General features: G+C 67.7%; 13 protein-coding genes. 2 read left to right on the top strand and 11 right to left on the bottom strand.

What is annotated here, in order from left to right:
• Positions 1–79: 79 nt before the first annotated feature.
• From FZZ93_RS02030 to FZZ93_RS02005, 6 genes are all read right to left on the bottom strand, one after another.
• Positions 80–1,492, bottom strand: coding sequence for a PhoH family protein (locus FZZ93_RS02030; RefSeq protein WP_149320656.1), 1,413 nt, complete (start codon positions 1,490–1,492; stop codon positions 80–82).
• 289 nt (positions 1,493–1,781) lie between these two features.
• The gene (nirD, locus tag FZZ93_RS02025; RefSeq protein ID WP_149320655.1) at positions 1,782–2,156 is read right to left on the bottom strand and encodes a nitrite reductase small subunit NirD; all 375 of its coding nucleotides are present in this window, start codon (positions 2,154–2,156) and stop codon (positions 1,782–1,784) included.
• 224 nt (positions 2,157–2,380) lie between these two features.
• Entirely contained in the window at positions 2,381–4,885 is a 2,505-nt protein-coding gene (gene nirB / locus FZZ93_RS02020; protein ID WP_149320654.1) for a nitrite reductase large subunit NirB, read from the bottom strand.
• Complete coding sequence (locus tag FZZ93_RS02015) at positions 4,882–6,201, bottom strand: NAD(P)/FAD-dependent oxidoreductase (protein ID WP_149320653.1); 1,320 nt, start codon at positions 6,199–6,201, stop codon at positions 4,882–4,884. The genes nirB and FZZ93_RS02015 overlap by 4 nt, the downstream gene beginning before the upstream one ends.
• Before the next feature lie 257 nt (positions 6,202–6,458).
• Positions 6,459–7,472, bottom strand: a complete 1,014-nt coding sequence (locus FZZ93_RS02010; RefSeq protein ID WP_149320652.1) for a CmpA/NrtA family ABC transporter substrate-binding protein — start codon at positions 7,470–7,472, stop codon at positions 6,459–6,461.
• Entirely contained in the window at positions 7,469–8,062 is a 594-nt protein-coding gene (locus FZZ93_RS02005) for an ANTAR domain-containing response regulator (RefSeq protein ID WP_064697988.1), read from the bottom strand. Before FZZ93_RS02005 ends, FZZ93_RS02010 begins: the two co-directional genes overlap by 4 nt.
• 398 nt (positions 8,063–8,460) lie before the next feature.
• Between FZZ93_RS02005 and FZZ93_RS02000 the strand changes: the two genes are divergently transcribed.
• Both FZZ93_RS02000 and cobA read left to right on the top strand, forming a co-directional pair.
• Positions 8,461–11,202, top strand: coding sequence for a nitrate reductase (locus tag FZZ93_RS02000; protein ID WP_149320651.1), 2,742 nt, complete (start codon positions 8,461–8,463; stop codon positions 11,200–11,202).
• Complete coding sequence (cobA, locus tag FZZ93_RS01995) at positions 11,165–12,082, top strand: uroporphyrinogen-III C-methyltransferase (protein ID WP_149320650.1); 918 nt, start codon at positions 11,165–11,167, stop codon at positions 12,080–12,082. Before FZZ93_RS02000 ends, cobA begins: the two co-directional genes overlap by 38 nt.
• On the opposite strand, the gene FZZ93_RS01990 is transcribed toward cobA, so the two are convergent.
• Genes FZZ93_RS01990 through FZZ93_RS01970 form a run of 5 tightly spaced genes read right to left on the bottom strand, consistent with a single transcriptional unit; the run spans position 12,073 to position 16,148 of the window.
• On the bottom strand, positions 12,073–12,801 hold the full coding sequence (locus FZZ93_RS01990; RefSeq protein WP_149320649.1) for a type II secretion system protein N: 729 nt from the start codon (positions 12,799–12,801) through the stop codon (positions 12,073–12,075). The two genes, cobA and FZZ93_RS01990, sit on opposite strands and share 10 nt — an antisense overlap.
• Positions 12,798–13,271, bottom strand: a complete 474-nt coding sequence (locus FZZ93_RS01985) for a hypothetical protein (RefSeq protein WP_149320648.1) — start codon at positions 13,269–13,271, stop codon at positions 12,798–12,800. Before FZZ93_RS01985 ends, FZZ93_RS01990 begins: the two co-directional genes overlap by 4 nt.
• Positions 13,268–14,494, bottom strand: coding sequence for a type II secretion system protein L (locus tag FZZ93_RS01980; RefSeq protein ID WP_149320647.1), 1,227 nt, complete (start codon positions 14,492–14,494; stop codon positions 13,268–13,270). The genes FZZ93_RS01985 and FZZ93_RS01980 overlap by 4 nt, the downstream gene beginning before the upstream one ends.
• Entirely contained in the window at positions 14,491–15,546 is a 1,056-nt protein-coding gene (gene gspK, locus FZZ93_RS01975) for a type II secretion system minor pseudopilin GspK (RefSeq protein ID WP_149320646.1), read from the bottom strand. Before gspK ends, FZZ93_RS01980 begins: the two co-directional genes overlap by 4 nt.
• Complete coding sequence (locus FZZ93_RS01970) at positions 15,543–16,148, bottom strand: type II secretion system protein GspJ (protein ID WP_187774432.1); 606 nt, start codon at positions 16,146–16,148, stop codon at positions 15,543–15,545. The genes gspK and FZZ93_RS01970 overlap by 4 nt, the downstream gene beginning before the upstream one ends.
• Positions 16,149–16,158 lie beyond the last annotated feature (10 nt).

Raw genomic sequence — 16,158 nt, 5'->3', positions numbered from 1 at the left:
TGCTGGGGCTGCGAGATGAACAAGGGGCCGGCGTCTGGACGCCGGCCCCTTGCGTTGAAGGCGCGATGGCTGATCGCGGTTAGAGCAGTTCCTCGCCGGCGAGTGCCAGGCGCGAGCGCTCGACGCTCATCAGGGTGACGTGGCCGGCATGGGCCCAGTCGCGGAAGTGCTGCACCACGGCGGCCATGCCGCAGGTGTTGGCGGTGAGATAAGGCGTATCGATCTGCCCCACGTTACCCAGGCAGACAATCTTGGTGTTGCGCCCGGCGCGGGTGATCAGTGACTTGAGCTGCTTGGGCGTGAAGTTCTGTGCCTCGTCGATGATCAGGAAGGTGTCGTTGAGGGTGCGGCCGCGCATGAAGCCCGGGGCGCGAATCTGCACCCGCGAGCCGAGCAGTTGACGGGTGGCCTCCTGGTTCCAGGTGGTACTGCCGTCGTGCTCGTCGCGCAGCAGGTTGTCCATGTTGTCATGGAAGGCGCCCATCCAGGGCGACATCTTCTCTTCCTCGGTACCGGGCAGGTAGCCGATATCCTCGCTCATCGAGATCGGCGCCCGGGTGAACACCACTCGCTCGAAGCGCTTGGTGTCCAGCGTCTGCTGGAAGGCGGCGGCGAGCGTCATGAAGGTCTTGCCGGTACCGGCGCTGCCGGCGATGGTGACCAGGTCGATGTCGTCGTCCATTAGCAGATTGAGCGTGAAGTTCTGCCGGCTGTCGTGGGCGTGGACGCCCCACACGCTGGCACCGTGGCGATAGTCGGTGAGCAGCTCGAGCTGGGCGTTCCGGGGGCTCACTTCACGCACCACAGCCTCGAAGCTGGCGCCGTTGTCGCTGTCCGAGACCAGCATGCCCAGGTGCCAGTCCTCCGGGATCTCGCCGTTGAGGCGATAGACCACGCGGTCTTCTTCACGGTCGACCTTGACGTCGGCACGCAAGCCTTCCCAAAGACCACTGCCGTCGTGGCCGGCCTCGGGGTAGATATGCGCGCCACTGATCATGGCGTCGCTGTCGTCGAAGGCGCGATCGGTGAGGTAGTCCTCCACCGGCACGCCGAGCGCCGCCGCCTTGACCCTCAGGTTGATGTCCTTGGTGACCAGCACGACCGAGGCGTCGGGGCGTTCGTCGCGCAGCCGGCAGGTTTCGGTGAGCAGCCGGTTGTCGGGACTGTCCTCGAGCGGGTCGAGGGGCTTGAGGTCGTTGTAGCAGAGTAGGCGGAGACGGCCTTCGGGGCCGGTGAGACGAGGAATGGGAATGCCGTCGCGAATCTGGCCGATATCGACGTTGGCGGTGAGGTCCGACAGGGTTCGGCTGACTTGCCGGGCGGTGCGAGCGATCTCGCGGATGCCGTTCTTGTGTTTGTCCAACTCCTCGAGCACGGTCATCGGGATCACCACTTCGTGCTCATCGAACTGGTAGAGGGCGGCGGGGTCGTGGATCAGGACATTGGTGTCCAGCACGTAAAGCCGGGTGGCTTTCTTGTCGATGCGTACCATCGGCGCAGCTCTCCTGATTGTCACCGGATCGGCGTCACCAACATGACGCCTCGATGTCGACACTGTCAGCGCAAAATGTCAGATCTATGACAAGGCGTGACGTGTCTCCCTGATCGTGTGATGTGCTTGCCTCCTTTCTATGACGTTGGACATTGGATGATGCCTAGGGTGCAACGTTGGCATTGCCGTCAGTGCCTTCTTAGCATGGACCATATCGTCAAGTCTGCAAGTAGAAGGCCTCCACGGAAGCGCCAACGAAACGGCCCCGCCGGTTGGCGAGGCCGCGGTGTCAGACTTGCACCATGACGTGCCCGTTGCGCAGGGCGACGCGCCAGGTGCGCAGTTTCACTTGCTCGTCTTCGATGCACTGCCCGTCGCGCAACCTGAAGTGCTGCTTGTAGAGCGGCGAGGCCACGACTGGCTCGCCCGCCACGTCGCCGACGATGCCCCGGGCGATGACGTTGGCGCCGGAAAAGGGGTCGTGATGGTCGATGGCATAGAGTTCCGGGGCGTGGCCGGGCAGGTAGAAGATCGCCACCTGGGCGGGGCCGTCACGGGGCTCGATGCGGGCGGCGATGCCGGAGTGGGCGACCAGGTCGTCCCTGGTGCACAGGGGCTGCCAGTCGTTGGAGGTGGTCAGGTCTTCGGCGGTGGCGGTGGTCATGGGAGAGCTCCTTGGTTGTTCTGGAAATCCTGGTTGTTCAGGAGACAGGCGGTGGCCAGGACTTGCGGGCCTGAGGGAGCCGGAGGTCGGGGACAAGGTGAAGCGAGGGTCTTTTGCCATGGATGGCAAAAGTAGCGCCCATGGATGGGTTTACAGCGCCCTCGCGAAGGCTTGTCCCCGGCATGCACCGGAAGTATTGACCCTCGTCGCTTTGCTCAAAACGCCTATGCCGGACGCAACTGGCCTCGCTCCTCGGTCACGATGATGTCCGGGTCTGGCCGCTCGTCGTTGACGAAGCTGCGGAAGCGCTTGAGTTTCTCGGGGTCGGAAAGCGCGCCGGCCCACTCGCACTCGTAGTTGTCGATCACCGTCTGCATCTGGCGCTCGAGTTCATCGCCGAGCCCCAGGCTGTCGTCGATCACGACCTCCTTGAGATAGTCGAGCCCGCCTTCGAGGTTTTCGCGCCATACCGAAGTGCGCTGCAGCCGATCGGCGGTACGCACGTAGAACATCAAAAAGCGGTCGATGTAGCGGATCAGGGTGCCATCGTCGAGGTCGGTGGCGAACAGCTCGGCATGGCGCGGACGCATGCCGCCGTTGCCGCAGACATAGAGGTTCCAGCCGTGCTCGGTGGCGATCACGCCGACATCCTTGCTCTGCGCCTCGGCGCATTCCCGGGTGCAGCCAGAGACGGCAAACTTGAGCTTGTGTGGCGAACGCAGCCCCTTGTAGCGATTCTCGAGGTGGATCGCCATGCCCACGCTGTCCTGAACGCCGTAGCGGCACCAGGTGCTGCCCACGCAGGACTTCACCGTGCGGGTGGCCTTGCCGTAGGCATGGCCGGTCTCGAAGCCGGCCTCGATCAATTCGGCCCAGATGTCGGGCAATTGCTCGAGTCGAGCGCCGAAGAGATCGACGCGCTGACCGCCGGTGATCTTGGTGTACAGGCCGTATTTCTCGCCGACCTCGCCCAGCACGCGCAGCTTGCTCGGGGTGATCTCGCCGCCGGGAATGCGCGGTACTACCGAATAGGTGCCGTTTTTCTGCATGTTGGCCATGAAGGTGTCATTGGTGTCCTGCAGGGGCACGTGGGCGGCATCGGTGATCGGTTCGTTGAAGCAGGAGGCCAGGATCGAGGCCACCGCCGGCTTGCAGATATCGCAGCCCAGGCCATGGCCGTGCTTTTCGATCAGCTCGCCGAAGGTCTTGATGCCCTCGACCCGTACGATCGAATAGAGCGCCTGGCGGGTATGGGCGAAGTGCTCGCAGATCGACTGGTCGACCTCGACCCCGCGCGCCTCCAGTTCGCTGTCGACCACGCTCTTGAGCAGCGCCGCACAGCCGCCGCACCCGGTACTCGCCTTGGTAGCGCCCTTGACCGCGCCGAGATCATTGCAGCCGGCGTCGATGGCCTCGCAGATCGCGCCCTTGGTGACGTTATGGCAGGAGCAGATCCAGGCCGTCTCGGGCAGGGCGTCGGGTCCCAGGGCGGGGGCGCCCTCGACGCTGGGAAGGATCAGCGAGGCGGGATCCGCCGGTAGTTCCAGGCCATTGGCGTAGTACTGCATCAGGGTGTCGTAGGTGGCGTTGTCGCCGACCAACATGGCGCCGAGCAGCTTCTTGCCGTCGCTGGAGACGACCAGCTTGCGGTACTCCTGCTTGATCTGGTCGACGTAGCGGAACTGGCGGGCACCGGGCGAGCGGTCGCCGTGGGCATCGCCGATGGCGCCGACATCGACGCCGAGCAGTTTCAGCTTGGTGCTCATGTCGGCACCCTCGAAGGTCAGCTCGCCACCGCACAGGGTGTCGGCGGCGGCCTTGGCCATCTGGTAACCCGGTGCCACCAGGCCGAAGATGCTGCCTTGCCAGAGGGCGACCTCGCCGACGGCGAGAATCGCCGGATCGCTGGTCAGGCAGCGATCATCGATGACCACGCCGCCGCGTTCGCCCATCTCCAGGCCGGCATTGCGGGCCAGTTCGTCCCTCGGGCGAATGCCCGCCGAGAAGACGATCAGGTCGGTCTCCAGCCGCTTGTCGTCCTGGAACACCATGCGGTGGCGGCTGGTGTCGCCATCCTCGATGTGCTGGGTCGCCCGGTCGGTCAGTACCTGAACGCCCAATGCCTCGATCTTCTCGCGCAGCAGCTCGCCGCCTTCGTTGTCGACCTGCATGGGCATCAGGCGCGGTGCGAATTCCACCACGGCGGTGTCCAGGTCGAGCCCGCGCAGGGCGTTGGCGGCTTCCAGGCCCAGCAGGCCGCCACCGACCACCACGCCGGTGGTGGCCGAGCGGGCGGCCTCGCGGATGGCGTCGAGATCGTCCAGGGTGCGGTAGACCAGACAACCGTCCCGGTCGCCGCCGGGGATCGGCGGCACGAAAGGGTAGGAGCCGGTGGCCAGCACCAGGCGATCGTACGCATAGCGCCCCTGGGGCGTGACCAGTTCGCGGGCGTCACGGTCGATGTCGGTGACCGCTTCATGCAGGTGCAGCTCGATGCCGTGCTCGGCGTAGTAGTCAGCGGTCGAAAGCGCCAGGTCGTCGGCATCACGACCGCTGAAGTACTCGGAAAGGTGCACCCGGTCGTAGGCCAGGTGGCGCTCTTCGCCGAATACCCGAATCCGGTAGTGCCGATGGGCGCCGCGCTCGATGAGCTGTTCGACGAGGTGATGGCCGACCATGCCGTTGCCGACGATGATCAGGTCCTGAGAAGTGGCGTTCGATGCCTTCATGCGGCCTCCTGGGCGAGAGTGTCGGTGGCTTGGGGGGCGCTTGCTTGGTCGTCGATCAGGGTCTCGGTATCGGCCTGGCCGAGCAGCAGGGCGCGACGCGCACTGCCGAACTGCATGCCGTCCTGGGAGCGGTCAAACAGCCAGGGGCCCATGGCGGTATCGCCATAGAGCACGGCACCGTCGATGTGGCCGTCGCGCAGCAGCAAGCGGCGATATTCGCCCTGTTCGGGGTCGTGGTAGGTGAGCTCGTCGTGCTCCGGCGTGGCCTCGATGGGCCCGAAGGCGTACAGCGACACGCCGCTGATCTTGAGCTTGGTGGCGGTCGGGTGATCGCGATAGCCGGGGCCGGCCTCGCCGGCCAGGCGGGCGGCGAGCACCTCGACCTGCTGCCAGATCGGCTCCACCAGCCCGAAGGTGCTTGAGCCGAACTGACAGCATTCGCCCAGGGCATGAATGGCGGCGTCCGAAGTGGTCAGCCACTCATCGACGCGGATGGCACGGTCGCAGTCGAGCCCGGCGGCACGTCCCGGCTCGACGTTGGGGGTGATGCCGGTGGCGATCACCACATGATCGGCGGCCAGCCGGGTGCCATCGGCGAGGATCACGGCACGCACACGACCCTGACCGTTGTCTTCCAACTCGCTCAAGTGGCCGTCGGTGATTACCTCCAGGCCTCGCGCCTCGAGTTCACCGCGCAACAGCCCGGCGGCGGTGGCGTCGAGCTGGCGGTTCATCAAACGGGAACTGCGCTGGATCACCCGGACCCGCATGCCGCGCTTGCGCAGCCCCTCGGCGGCTTCCAGGCCGAGCAGGCCGCCGCCGATGACCACGGCGCGGCCGCCGTGTCGAGCGGCCCGGGCCAGGGCCTCGGCATCGCCCAGGTCGCGAAAACCATGCACGCCGTCGAGGGTCATCCCGGGCACCGGTGGCATCGCGGAACGCGAGCCGGTGGCCAGCACCAGCCGATCGTAGTCGAGGCTCGCACCCCGGTCGGTGGTCACCCGGCGCGCTTCGCGGTCGATGGCGGTGACGCGCTCGCCCAGCCGGGTCTCGATGCGTGTGCCGGTCTGTGTGGTCGCGGCGCGCTCGGGCAGGCACAGGGCATCGCGCTGCATTTCGCCGGCCAGCCAGGGCGACAGCAGGATACGGTTGTAGGCGTGACTGGTTTCCACACCGATGACGGTGATCCGGCGGGGCGCCCGGGGCTTGTCGCAGAGTGTCGCGACCAGGCGGTGGGCGGCCATGCCGTTGCCGACGATCACCAGGTGATCGATGGGGCCTCGGTCGTCGGTGCTTGTGGGGGCATCGGGTCGCATATCGCAACCTCCTGAAAACGCAAAAAGACGTCCCCGCGCTCCCCGGCATCGGGGGCACTGAGACGTCTTTGTCCGAAAGCGTGGCGATCGCCGTTGATCGCCGGGTGCCGGTCCGGGGCAAAGAAGCTCGCGGATCGGCGTTGTTCGCTCAAGCGTCTTTCAAGTTCTACGCCATATTCTTGACAGTTCTTTTATATCATTTGGTTACGGGTAATTGCGGGGATCCTTCACCTGTTGCATGTCGTGTCTCATGCACGTCATTGGTGCGTGGCGGCATCGAAATGCGCGGGGCTGTAGCAGGTCGAGAGGGTGCGCATGTCGAGCACACGACCGCTCTCGCGCATGTGCTGGTCGAGGTGTTCGGCGACATGGGACATGATCTCGGCGGTCGGGCGGGGATCGCCGACCAGACTCTGCCAGGCCGGCGGGGCATCGGGCACCAGGGTCTCGAGATGCTCGACGCTGTGATCCAGGTAGGGCGGCAGCGCCAGCCAGCCCTGGGCGCGTCGGGCATGTTCCGGCGAGGCGCCGAGCCACTGGCTGGCCTTGTGCAGCGCACGAATCATTGCCGCCAGGGTCGTGGGATAGCGTAGGGCCCAGGAGGCGGTCACGCCCAGCACCTTTTCGGGGTGCGCCGGCCATAGCTGGGCACCGCTGGCGACGACACGCCCGACATGGCAATGCCGGGCCAGGCTGCCCCAGGGCTCGCCGACGCAGAAGCCGTCGATCTCGCCGTTTTCCAGCGCCTCGACCATGCGGGGCGGAGGAAGCGCACCCAGTGCCACCTGACGGTCGATGTCGATATCGGCACCGGCCAGCCATTCGCGCAGTTGATAGTGCTGGCAGGAGTAGGGATAGACCATCGCCAGCCTGGGCGGCTCGCCGCGGTGGGCGTGCAGTCGGGCGGCGAAGCGGCGGGCATTGTCGCGCGGGTCGCGATCTTCGCCGATGTCGTGCATGCCCTCGGACCAGCGCCGCGATAGCACGATGGTGTTGCCGCCACGGCCGAGGATGAACGGGGCCAGGGTCTCGCAGGGAGCGCGCGACAGGCCGAGACTCATGGCCAATGGCAGGGGCGAGAGCATGTGAGCGCCGTCGAGCAGGCCGGAGGCGAGCTTGTCGCGCAGCGTCGACCAGGCATTTTCGCGCGAGAGGGCGACCTCGAGCCCTTCGTCGGCGAAGAAGCCGGCCTCGCGGGCGATGATCGGCAGGGCAGCGTCGAGCAGGGGGATGAATCCCAGCGTCAATCGTTCGAGTTCGGGCGTGCTCATCGTCCCTTCTCCAGTTGTTCGAGGATGTCGATCACGTTGTTTGCCACGTCACCGATACGCTGACCGCGATCCATGGCCAGCTTGCGCAGCATGCGATAGGCCTGGGGCTCGTCGCAGTCCTGATGCTTCATCAACAGGCCCTTGGCGCGTTCGATGCGCTTGCGTTCGGCCAGTTGGGTGCGGGCTTGGTCCAGTTCGCGGCGCATCGACTGGAAGGATTCGAAGCGGGCGATGGCGACTTCCATGACCGCCTTGACCCGGCCCGGCACCAGGCCGTCCACCACATAGGCGCTGACGCCGGACTTGAGGGCGGCCTGCATGGTCTCGGGGTCATGCTGGTCGGCGAAGAACACCACCGGACGTGGATTCTCGCGGTTGAGCAGCGACATGCTGTCGAGGGTGTCGCGGTCGGGGGATTCCATGTCGATGATCACCACATCGGGCTGATGGCGGGCGACCATCTCGTTGAGGCTCGTCGGGGCCTGCAGGCGGCAGATGACCTCGTGGCCCTCGTTGGCGAGGGCTTCCTCGACCATGGCGGCCCGCACGATCTCGTCGTCGACCAGAAGGACTTTCAAGGGCTGAGGCATGGTGGCGTAGCTCGTTGCATAGGGGCGTTTCCTGATCGGTTGCAAGATGCGTTCCAGTTGCCGGAACCCCTGATGAACGCCGGCAAAGTGTCTGCCCAATGGCATCGGCAGGCAGTGTGACGGGCGGACGTTGCACCGAGTCGGTGCGGGCGGGGTGGCGAGATGCGCCCGAGCTGTGCGGCGAGCTGCTGTCCGCCGGCGGCGAGATCGTCGCGGCACGCGGTATCCCGGGGGCTGGGCATTCCTGGCACGGGGCTTGCTAGATAACCGGTGACCAGGATGGATCAAGGGTGATCCATTCATCGGCAAAGACGCCCACCGCTTCTCCGCAGCCTCGGCTGCCGTGAGGCGGTGGGCGTCGTCGTTTCGGCAGTCGTTCACGACGGGAGGAAAGCGTCATGTCCAGGACCTCAATGCAAGACGCACGCACTACATGCCCCTATTGCGGGGTCGGTTGCGGCGTGCGGGCCGAGATGCAGCAGGGCCGCATCGTCGGCGTCGAGGGCGACACCGAGCACCCGGCCAATCATGGCCGTTTGTGCGTCAAGGGCTCGGCACTGCACGAGACGCTGGGTAAACAGGGGCGTCTGACCCGGCCTCGGCTGGATGGCGTCGAGGTCGACTGGGCCACGGCCCTGGACGCCGTGGCCGGGCGCCTGGCCGAGACACAGAGCGAGCACGGCCCAGAAGCCCTGGCCGGCTATCTCTCTGGGCAATTGCTCACCGAGGACTATTACGTCGCCAACAAGCTGTTCAAGGGCTTTCTTGGCACGCCGCATCTGGATACCAACTCGCGGCTTTGCATGGCCTCGGCGGTGGCCGCCTACAAGCGCTCGCTGGGGGCCGATGCCGTGCCCTGCAACTACGAGGACCTGGAGGATGCCGAGCTGGTGGTGCTGGCGGGCTCGAACCTGGCCTGGAATCACCCGGTGCTGTTCCAGCGCCTGCGCGTCGCCAAGACGCGCAACCCCCTGCTGCGAGTGGTGGTGATCGATCCGCGCATCACCGACACCTGCGAGCTGGCCGATCTCTACCTGGGCGTGCGTCCCGGCAGCGATGCTCGCCTGTTCACCGGGCTGTTGGCCTGGATGGCCGAGCGGGGCAAGCTTGATCGCGTCTATCTGGAACGCCACACGCGTGGGCTGGAGGAAACCCTGGCCGAGGCCCGTCAGGACGATGCCTCGGTCGAGGCCATCGCCGCCGACTGCGATGTCGACCCCGAGCGCCTGGAGACCTTCTTCTACTGGTTCGCCAGCCAGCTCCACGTGGTGACGCTGTATTCCCAGGGCATCAACCAGTCGAGCAGCGGTACCGACAAGTGCCAGGCGATCATCAATTGCCACCTGGCGGGTGGCAAGATCGGCCTGCCCGGCGCCGGTCCCTTCTCCATCACCGGCCAGCCCAATGCCATGGGCGGGCGCGAGGTGGGCGGCCTGGCCAACCAGTTGGCCGCCCACATGGATTACCACAGCCCCGGCGCCCTGGAGCGGGTGACGCGCTTCTGGAGCACCGACTCGCTCGTCCCGCGTCTCCCGAAAGGGCCGGGGCACAAGGCGGTGGCGCTGTTCGAGGCCATCGAGCGCGGCGAGATCCGGGCGGTGTGGATCATGGCCACCAATCCCACGGTCAGCCTGCCCGAGGCCCATCGCGTACGCGCGGCGCTGGCCCGCTGTCCGCTGGTGATCGTCTCGGAGTGTATGGCCGATACCGATCTGCTGGAGGTGGCCGACATCGTACTGCCGGCCTCCGGCTGGTCGGAAAAGGACGGCACCGTGACCAACTCCGAGCGCCGCATCTCGCGTCAGCGCGGCCTGATGGCGCCGCCGGGCGAGGCCCGCCACGACTGGTGGATCATCAGCGAAGTGGCGCGGCGCCTGGGCTTCGGCGAGGCCTTCGACTATGGGCACCCGGCTGATATCTTCGTCGAACATGCGCGCCTGTCCGGCTTCGAGAATGAGGGCGACGGGCGGCGCTGCTTCGATATCTCGGCGCTGGCCGGACTCGATCGCCAGGGCTATGACGCCCTGACGCCGATTCAGTGGCCGGTAACGCGCCAGGCGCCGCAGGGGACACCGCGCCTGTTCGAGGATGGCCATTTCGCCACGTCCGATGGCCGGGCTCGGCTGGTGCCGGTGTCACCACGCGGTCCCGTCCAGGCCCTCGGCGAGCACCGCCGCTTCCGGCTCAACACCGGTCGGGTGCGCGACCAGTGGCACACCATGACGCGCACCGCCCGGGCGCCACGGCTGATGAACCACCGCAGCGAACCCTTCATCGAGGTGCATCCCGAGGACGCCCGCGAGCTGGGCCTGGCCGATCAGGGGCTGGCGCGACTCGAGGGCGAGGACGGCGACTACCGGGGTCGGGTTCGCATCTCGCCGGCGCAGCGGCGCGGCGAACTGTTCGTACCCATCCACTGGAGCGATCGCTTCAGCACCTCGGCGCTGGCCGGCGCACTGCTGGCGTCGCATGTCGATCCGCTGTCCGGTCAGCCCGAGTCGAAGCACGGCGCCGTGGCCCTGGCGACATTACCCAGCGCCTGGGAGGCCACCCTGGTGGTCGCCGCCGATCTCGACGTGGGCGCGCAGGTGCGCCGAGAGACCGGCTACTGGGCGCGAATTCCCATGGCCCATGCCGAACGCTGGCAACTGGCCGGCGCCCCTGCCGCCGCCGAGCGCGACTGGCTGGCCTGGCTGGCCGAGACCCTGCCGGTGGCGGTCTCGCTGTGGTGCGACGATCCGGCCGACGGCCGGCTGCGTGCCGCGGGAATCGAGGTGGGTCGCCTGCGCTGGTGGTTGATGGTTGGTCCGCCGGCCGAGCTGCCGGGACTGGCCTGGCTCGATGAGCGCTTCGCCGAAGCCGCCGAGGGCATCGCCCTGGAAGCGGGCCAGCGGCGCCGCATCCTGGCCGCCTGCGAGGACGGCGCCGCCGACGATGGCCCCCTGGTGTGCAGTTGTCATCAGGTCGGGCAGGGCGCCATCACCTCGGCAATCCGCGAGGGCGATACCAGCGTCGAGGCGCTGGGTGCCCGGCTGGCCTGCGGCACCCAGTGCGGCAGTTGCATTCCCGAATTGAAATCACTCATCGAAGAGGAGAGGGCCCATGCGTCTCATCCCATCCCTGATGTCGAGCCGGCTTGAGGGCATCCTGCGCCCCGTGGATTCGCTGGCGCGCGTCGCCCTCTCCTGGTGGGAGGCGCGGGGCCCATGGCGGGAGGCGCACAACGCTGCGGGGCGTCGCCAGGGCCACCGGACCGGCCGGGTGTTCCTGGTCGGTGCCGGCAGCGGCGATGTCGAACTGCTGACCCTCAGGGCCGCCCGCCTGCTGCGCGATGCCGATGCCGTGGTCTACGATCGCCTGGTGGGCGACGAGATCCTGGCCCTGATTCCCGCCGGACGCGAGCGCTACTACGTGGGCAAGGCACGGGGGCAGCACAGTGTCGCCCAAGCCGAGATCGGTGCGCTGATGGTGCGCCTGGCCGGCGAGGGCAAGCGGGTCGTCAGGTTGAAGGGTGGCGACCCCGGCGTCTTCGGGCGCATGGGCGAGGAACTGGCCGCGCTGGACGCCGCGGGGATCGGCAGCGAGATCGTGCCCGGCATCACCGCCGCCTCGGCGGCCTGCGCGAGCATGGGCATTCCGCTCACCGATCGCGGCCATGCCCAGCAGCTTCGCCTGATCACCGCCCAGCAGTGTCGCGAGGGGGGCGAGCCGGACTGGCCCGCCCTGGCGCGTCGCGACGAGACCCTGGTGTTCTACATGGGGCTGTCCCGCGTCGAGGCCATCTGCAACGGCCTGCGTGGTGCCGGGCTACCTGGCGACTGGCCGATCATGCTGGTCGCCAATGCCAGCCTGCCCGGGCAAGAGGCGCTCGTCGGCACCCTGGCCGACATGCCCGAACGGCTCGCCGCCCATCCGCTGCCGTCGCCCTGCCTGATCATCGTGGGTAGCGTGGTGCGCCTGGCCGAGGCGCGCCGGCTCGTCGACACGGCGGTGCACCGCGAGGATGCCGCCTACCACTGACGCGATTGCTCGCCGGGCGTCACGCTCGGGTCGAGCAGTCGCCAGTAGGTGAGCAAGGGATGATCGGCCGGAAGCCGGGCGTTCAGTTTGCCATGGCCGCCGAGCAGCGAGTGAGTCGCACGCAGCCGCGCATCATCTGGCTCACCGAGCGTGAATTGCCACGCGTCCTGGCCCTGGGCGCAATCGAGGCTCAAGGTCGCCTGTTCCAGGGGGACGATCTCGGGCGCCTTCAATTGCAGGGAGGGACCGGTGAGCCGCCCCTTGGCCGCCAGGCAACCGCTTGGCCCCATTCGACCCTCTAATTGTCCTTCCAGCCTGCCACCGAGGCCGATGCCGGAGCCTACCGGCAGCGCCGAGGTATCGAGGGCCGCGAGATCCCCGCCTTCGAGCCGCCAGGCCATGTTCAGGCCCTCCAGTCGCGCGTCGAGCGCCCAGCCGTCGCCGATGCCCAGGTGCAGTTCAGGGCGCCAGCCATCCAGTCCAAGATGCCAGTTCAGCGGTTCGAATCTCAGGGGCCAGCCGGGCCGGGGCTCGACGATCAACGCCGTGGCCCGGCCATCCAGCAACCGACCGCGCGGTTCTTCCAGGCCGACTTCCTCGGGCAGACTGGCCGCGATGAGGCTCGATAGGGCACCGAGCGGCAGGGTGAACAGCAGGGTCAGACAGAAAATGCCGGCGATGAGGATGGCCTGGGCCGCTCGGCCGATGTAGCGCTTCATGGCGTGGCCTCGTCATGTGCGGCGATGGGCAGGCGCTCGAGCTCTGCCACCAGGGTCATGTCCAGCGCCAGGCCGTCGTCCGCTTCCCGTGTCAGCGACCAATCGGTGGTCCACCAGCCATGCTGCGCCGCCCAGCGTGCGAAGGTCGTGACGCTCTGCGGCTGTGGCACTCGCCCCTGAAGGCGCAGGCCATGGGCTTGCGATTCCAGGCGCGGTGCGCCGATGCCGTGGCGCTCGGCGGCGGCCAGCCAGCGCTCCTGCGCCAGTGGCTGGATGGCCGGAAGGCGGGAGGCGGCCGCCGGCGGAGGAGCGGTGTCGGTAATGTCGATATCGCCCAGCCGCGAGATGGCCAGATAGCCGAGCAGCAGGACGATGATGCCGGCGCCGATGGCCAAGGTCCGGCGCTCCCTGGGTTCGCGAGACAGCCAGGCCTGTTGCAGTGGCGAGAGCAGAGATATCAACGCACTCATGGTGTTTGCCCCCCTTGTTCGGTAGCGGACAGGTCGAGTTCCAGGGTCAGTTGCGTCGGCGTATCGGTGAGTTGACCCAGGCCGGCGAGCCGGGAGCGCAGGGCCTCCAGCTCGGCGGCGCTCAGCGCCTCCGGGGCCCAGCCCAGGCGCATTCGCTGACCCGAGACTTCAAGCTGTTGCAGCCTGGCTGGGTCGGGCAGGTCACTCAGGGCGGCCAGATGTTCCTCGATGCGCGCTCGGCGCTGGGCCAGATCGGCCAGGGCCGAAGCCCGTTCCGCCAGGCGCCGGCTGGCGTCGTCCGCGCTGGCGGGCGTTGACATGAAGCGGGCAGCCAATTGCCGCTCGGCCGCTTCACGGGTGGATTGATGGCCTTGCCAGGCGACGAGCCCGCCATGCAGCAGGAGCAGTGCCACGATCAGTCCACAGCGGCGCAGCGGCAGCCAGGCCCTCGCGCCTGCGAGCGAGATCGGCAGACGACGGCTGGATCTGCCCCGGCCCGGCTGCGGTGCGAGGCGTGGCAAGCGATGGGGCAGATGACGACCGAGGAATGCCAGCCAGGCCAGTGTGTCTTCGTCGGCGAGCGGCTGATACCACTCGCGCTCGGCCAGGGCGGGAGGCAGGGCGGTGTTGCGTGGCCAGCTCAGCCAGTGGCAACGACCTGGCGCCTGATTCTCCTCGACGTCATGCCAGCGCAGCATCCAGTCGTCGCCGGCGGGCAGGGCGCAGAGGGCACGCTCGGGGGGATCCGGCTGGCCCATGAAGGCCGGAGCCCAGGCCGCTGGGGAGAGCCCGGCCCGGGCCAGCGTGGCCTGCCAGTCCTGCAGTCGCGAACGCGCCACGCCGACCAGCACAAGGCGGCCCTGGACATGGTCGAGCCGGGCCAGTGTCAGCGGCTCGCCGTTGCCCTCGTCGCAGCGGTACCGATCGACGAGCAGTGGCCACTCGTCTCGCTTGAGTCCCTTGGGGGCGGTGAGCTCAAAACGGGTCGCCGAGGCTGGCGGCAACACGAGGATCGTTTCGTGGCCGGCCGACTGGAGGGCCTCGGGCAAGGGATCGCCGGGTGTCCAGGTGCCGCCCGGCGGTGTCGTCGTCGCATCGAGCAGCGTCCAGTTCCAGGGGGTCGCATGATCGTGGGGCGTGGCCGGTGGCATCAGCAGTAGCCGGGGCCGAGGCATCCTGCGGCCGCCTTGACGTCGAGGCAGTCGAATCGGCAGCGATGTCATGAAGCCTCCTCGGGGAAAGATGTCGGGAAGGGCGAATGGGGCGCTTCACCGCGATAGCGTTGGAGAATTCGCACCCGGGCGGCGGGCGCTCGGGGTTGCCAGGGGCTCACCCCCTCGGCTTGAAGCAGGCGCACATAGTGGTATTGGCGGTCGCCGATCTCGATCCGAATATGCAGGCGCAGCAGGTCCGGGGTCAGGGTCAGGCGGCGGGCGAGCTCGTTGAAGTCATCGGGATCGCCCAGGGCGCTGCGCACGGCGTCGACGCTCTGGTAACCGGCGGCGGAACGCGATCTCAGCAGGCGTTCGAGCCCGCCACGCGGCACCCGGCCCTCGAGCAGGGAATCGAGCAGCGCGACCCGTTCGACGGGCAGGCTGTTGAGGTTGAGCGTCAGTGGCCCGCTGTCGGGATAGACGCACAGCCCTTCGGGCAAGCGACGGGAGCGTCGGCTGTCCAGCGGAGCCAGCCAGTTGATCTCGCTGATGTCGGCGAGGGGGGTATTGGCGGTGGTGCGTGGCCCGAGGCCGGCGCGGACATCGTTGGCATAGTCCGGGCCGTCGAGGCTGCCGGAGCGGGCCACGCCGTCGGAATCCATCCAGTCCATCAGCCGCGCAAGAAAGGCGTCGGTCGAGAGGCCCGCCACGGGGCGTCCCTGGAGATGGTGATCGATGTAGTGGGTCAACTGGCGCCGGGCCAGGTCGGCGCCCGTGCCCGCCAGGGCATTGAGGTTGAGGCAGCCTCGCAGATCCTCGACATTGAGGTGAATCCGGCCATGGTCGGTGGGGTAGGACAGCGAGCGCCCGCGCAGGCTCTGCCACCACAGGCCTGCCTGGCGTACGGCGGCGTCGGTCAGGGCGCGACGGGCGATCACCTCGGCGCCTTGCGCATAGAAGTCGGCCTGGGTCTGCGCCTGGAGCTCGCTCAGGCGGGCCAGGTCCCGGTGGCCCTGTTCGCTCAGGCTCGTCAGGGTCAGGCTGACCAGTGCCAGGCACAGCAGCACCATCAGCAGGGCGGCGCCGTCCTGGCGTGTACTGGAGGGCAACGGGCGGTTCATGGTTGAACCTCCGGCAGTCGCACGACGATGGCGTGTACCTGACCATGACGCTGCCAGCGCAGGCGCAGTCCACGCACTGTCTGAGCGTTGGCGGTGGCCGGCGTCTGGCGCCATTGACCGTGTTCATGGAAGGCGATCTCGACGCTCTCGATGCCGTTCAGCCGGGCATCCTGCTGCCATTCAGGCGTGTCCACGGCATCGAGCAGGCCGGTGGAGGCCAATTGCAGTTCGCCGCGCTCGAGATTCCAGCTCAGGCGCTGGCGACGCAAGCGACTGACGCGGTCGCCCAGCGCGACGGGCTCGCCGACCAGCGCGACCCATTCCAGCAGGCCCGGCTCGGGGCGGTAGTCGAGGCGATGGTTGAGCAGTGGTTGCCCGCCTTCATGCAGGGAGCGCTCGACCAGGGCCTGGAGGCGGTCTTCCAGGCGGCGGGCAAAGCGCATGTCCTGGCGCTCGTCGGGCGGTGTGGCGAAGCGTTCCTCGGCACTGACCAGGCCATTGACCAGCCCCGCCACGGCGACGCCGATCAGGGCCGTCAGGGCGATGGCGATGACCACCTCGAGCAGGGTGAAGCCGGCCTCGGCCTGACGATGCTCGTTCATGGGCTTTCTC

Source organism: Halomonas eurihalina, from assembly GCF_008274785.1.
GTDB lineage: Bacteria > Pseudomonadota > Gammaproteobacteria > Pseudomonadales > Halomonadaceae > Halomonas > Halomonas eurihalina.
This window is presented reverse-complemented; position numbering and strand designations above follow the sequence as displayed.

Excerpts from the sequence above, each read along its gene's own strand:
- FZZ93_RS02030 (WP_149320656.1), bottom strand. The coding sequence starts at position 1,492 with ATGGTACGCATCGACAAGAAAGCCACCCGGCTTTACGTGCTGGACACC.
- nirD (WP_149320655.1), bottom strand. The coding sequence starts at position 2,156 with ATGACCACCGCCACCGCCGAAGACCTGACCACCTCCAACGACTGGCAG.
- nirB (WP_149320654.1), bottom strand. The coding sequence starts at position 4,885 with ATGAAGGCATCGAACGCCACTTCTCAGGACCTGATCATCGTCGGCAAC.
- FZZ93_RS02015 (WP_149320653.1), bottom strand. The coding sequence starts at position 6,201 with ATGCGACCCGATGCCCCCACAAGCACCGACGACCGAGGCCCCATCGAT.
- FZZ93_RS02010 (WP_149320652.1), bottom strand. The coding sequence starts at position 7,472 with ATGAGCACGCCCGAACTCGAACGATTGACGCTGGGATTCATCCCCCTG.
- FZZ93_RS02005 (WP_064697988.1), bottom strand. The coding sequence starts at position 8,062 with ATGCCTCAGCCCTTGAAAGTCCTTCTGGTCGACGACGAGATCGTGCGG.
- FZZ93_RS02000 (WP_149320651.1), top strand. The coding sequence starts at position 8,461 with ATGTCCAGGACCTCAATGCAAGACGCACGCACTACATGCCCCTATTGC.
- cobA (WP_149320650.1), top strand. The coding sequence starts at position 11,165 with ATGCGTCTCATCCCATCCCTGATGTCGAGCCGGCTTGAGGGCATCCTG.
- FZZ93_RS01990 (WP_149320649.1), bottom strand. The coding sequence starts at position 12,801 with ATGAAGCGCTACATCGGCCGAGCGGCCCAGGCCATCCTCATCGCCGGC.
- FZZ93_RS01985 (WP_149320648.1), bottom strand. The coding sequence starts at position 13,271 with ATGAGTGCGTTGATATCTCTGCTCTCGCCACTGCAACAGGCCTGGCTG.
- FZZ93_RS01980 (WP_149320647.1), bottom strand. The coding sequence starts at position 14,494 with ATGACATCGCTGCCGATTCGACTGCCTCGACGTCAAGGCGGCCGCAGG.
- gspK (WP_149320646.1), bottom strand. The coding sequence starts at position 15,546 with ATGAACCGCCCGTTGCCCTCCAGTACACGCCAGGACGGCGCCGCCCTG.
- FZZ93_RS01970 (WP_187774432.1), bottom strand. The coding sequence starts at position 16,148 with ATGAACGAGCATCGTCAGGCCGAGGCCGGCTTCACCCTGCTCGAGGTG.